General features: G+C 68.3%; 3 protein-coding genes. 2 read left to right on the top strand and 1 reads right to left on the bottom strand.

Annotated elements, in window-relative coordinates:
- On the top strand, positions 1-467 hold a 467-nt coding region (locus B2869_RS03030; RefSeq protein WP_292762557.1), incomplete at its 5' end, for an ArsR/SmtB family transcription factor.
- Between the two features lie 15 nt (positions 468-482).
- Here B2869_RS03030 and B2869_RS03025 read toward each other — a convergent pair.
- The gene (locus B2869_RS03025; protein WP_017829260.1) at positions 483-941 is read right to left on the bottom strand and encodes an Lrp/AsnC family transcriptional regulator; all 459 of its coding nucleotides are present in this window, start codon (positions 939-941) and stop codon (positions 483-485) included.
- A gap of 72 nt (positions 942-1,013) precedes the next feature.
- On the opposite strand from B2869_RS03025, the gene B2869_RS03020 reads away from it, so the two are divergent.
- Positions 1,014-2,453, top strand: coding sequence for a DUF6421 family protein (locus tag B2869_RS03020; RefSeq protein ID WP_021201176.1), 1,440 nt, complete (start codon positions 1,014-1,016; stop codon positions 2,451-2,453).
- Positions 2,454-2,725 lie beyond the last annotated feature (272 nt).

The following is a 2,725-nucleotide window of genomic DNA, read 5'->3' as shown; positions in this document are numbered from 1 at the left end:
CCGGCATGGCCGGCGATCTGCACCGACAGGTGACCTGGGGGTCCGGTGCCGTCCGCGTCTCGCTGCGCCGCCACAGCGAACAGGTCGACTGCCGGGGAAGCGGCATGGTCCTGGTCCCGTCCGTCATGTCGTCATGGGGATGCATGGTGCTCACCGAGCCGCCGGCACAGCCCACCCTGTTCTATCCCGCCCGGGGAGTCACGGCCGGATGGGCCCGCGACGCCACCGAGATCGCCGACGCCCTCGGCGCCCTGTTGGGGCCGGCCCGAGCGGCCATCCTGCTCGGCGCCGGCACGGCCCGCACGACCTCGCAGGTGGCACGCGATGCCGACATCGCGATATCGACGGCATCGCACCACCTCTCGGCGCTGCGGGGCGGCGGTCTCATCGCCAGCGAACGCCACGGCGCCAGGATGCTGCATCTGCGCACACCGCTGGGCGAGGCGTTGGTCGGCGCGATGCTCTGACGCCCGCTCGTCCGACTACTCGGTGGAGCCCACCGGGATGATCGGCCGGTGCTCGTAGTACGTCTGCAGGACCACGGTCGTGCGGGTGCTGACGTTCGCCGCGAGCCGCACGTCGCGCACCAGTTCTTCGAGCGCACGCGGTGACGGAACCCGCACGAAGAGCATGTAACTGGCATCGCCGGCGATGGAGTGGCATGCCTCGATCGCGTCCAGGTGCTCGAGCAGCTCGGGCGCGTTGTCGGGCTGCGCCGGGTCGAGCGGGGTGATCTCGATGAACGCCGAGAGCGGCGTGCCCACCTGCTCGGGGTCGAGGATCGCCTGGTATCCGGAGATGACTCCCCGCGTCTCCAACCGACGCAGGCGCGACTGCACCGCCGAGACCGACAGCCCCACCGCATCCGAGAGCTGGGAGAGCGTGGCACGGCCGTCACGGGAGATCGCGGTCAGGATCGCGCGGTCGACAGAGTCATCCATGGCTGTAAGATTATCGTCAGGATTCCGTTTGTGCAGGAATCTTTCCGTCAAAAGCTCCGATCGGAGGTCCCGATGTCCCTTCTTTCCGCCAACAGTTCCGCTGTTCAGGCCATCGTCGGCGAACCCGAGGTCGTCGAGGACGCATCAATCGCCGAGCAGTCGACCGCCTGGGCACAGCTCAAGGACGCGGCGATCGCGATCCGCGAGATGCAGATCAAGGACGGCTCGATCCCGGACGCCGCTCATCATGCCGCCGCCCGCGAGCTGGTCGGCGCCATCACCGCCGCGATCCGCGCGCTCGCCCCGGCCTTCCCGCACGACGCCGAGTATCTCGCCGCCTCCGTGGTCGACTTCGACCGCTGGTCCGCCTCGGACTTCGGCGTGCCGGACTTCCTCGACTCGCTCATGGCCTTCCAGCCGCAGCAGCACCGCGTCGACGGCATCCGTCACCTCGTCGTGTTCCCGATGTACACGCAGAACGGATCCAGCGACCGCCTGGTCGAAGCGCTGATCGTCGAGACGATCTGGCCGGAGTTCATCGCGGCGCTCGAAGCGGGCGACTACGGCAACAAGCTGTTCGTCTCGCTGCGTCTGGTCGACTTCACGCCCGGATACGACACCAACTCGGCCGTGCTGTTCCCCGAGACCGTCGCGATGCGCGAGATCCCGTCCTTCACGTGGGGCGCGATCTTCCAGGACCGCGAGGCGGCCCGCTACCGTCGCGTCACCCGTGCCGCTGCCGAGATCACCAACCTCGACCTGCCGGAGCGCGCGGCCGCGATGCTGGACGATCAGCAGGTGGCAGAGAAGACGTTCGTGATGTGGGACATCATCCACGACCGCACCCACATGCGCGGAGACCTGCCGTTCGACCCGTTCATGATCAAGCAGCGGATGCCGTTCTTCCTCTATTCGCTCGAAGAGATGCGCTGCGACATGACGGCGTTCCGCGAGTCCGTGAAGATCGAGCGCGCCCTCGCGGCACGCATCGACGCCGGCGAGGAGCTCACCGCGACCGAGCAGGAGATGCACGACTACGCGCACCTCGTGCAGTACGCGGTGATCTTCGACCGCATCTTCCGCTTCTCGATCACGGGCACCCGCACACGCAACTACGACGCGGTCGGCGGGCAGCTGCTGTTCGCATGGCTGCACCAGCGCGGCGTGCTGCACTGGACCGACACCGCTCTGGCGTTCGACTGGGACAACGTGCCCGATGCCGTGGTGGCTCTGGGCGATGCGATCGACGACCTGTACTGGCACTCGATCGACCGCCCGAAGGTCGCGCACTGGCTCGCCGCGTACGAACTGGTGCGCGGCACGCTCACCCCGCACCCGGCATCGCAGTGGGCTCGCGGGCTCTCGGACGAGATCCTCGCCGGTGCGCCGAAGGGCTACACGGACGCCGTGATGGACGACGAGTTCCCGCTGTCGATGTTCTTCGAGACCCTCGACAAGAAGATGAAGCCGGTCATCGAGTCGACTGTCGGCATCCGCGGTACCGACGACTGAGGATGAAGACCACGCGCGCACCGCGCGCGTTCCGAGTGTGACGCTGGGGCGCACCGCGCTGCGGCCGGAACCTGTTCTGCGGATCTCTCCGCGGGTTCCGGCCGCAGAAGCCCCTACGACGCGGAAGAGTGGACACATGGCTGAACGCACCGATTCGAACGCCGCCGGACGCACCGTCGTCCTCGCCGGAGCGACCAGCGCCGCCGGCCTCGCCGCCACACGCGCACTGGTCGCCGCGCATGCCCGCGTCATCGCCACCGGCCGCTCCACGG

The sequence above is a fragment of the Microbacterium sp. UBA3486 genome (assembly GCF_002377845.1).
GTDB classification, from domain to species: Bacteria; Actinomycetota; Actinomycetes; order Actinomycetales; family Microbacteriaceae; genus Microbacterium; species Microbacterium maritypicum_A.
Note: the sequence above shows the minus strand (reverse complement) of the source record. Positions and strands in the feature narration are given on the sequence as shown.

Excerpts from the sequence above, each read along its gene's own strand:
- B2869_RS03025 (WP_017829260.1), bottom strand. The coding sequence starts at position 941 with ATGGATGACTCTGTCGACCGCGCGATCCTGACCGCGATCTCCCGTGAC.
- B2869_RS03020 (WP_021201176.1), top strand. The coding sequence starts at position 1,014 with ATGTCCCTTCTTTCCGCCAACAGTTCCGCTGTTCAGGCCATCGTCGGC.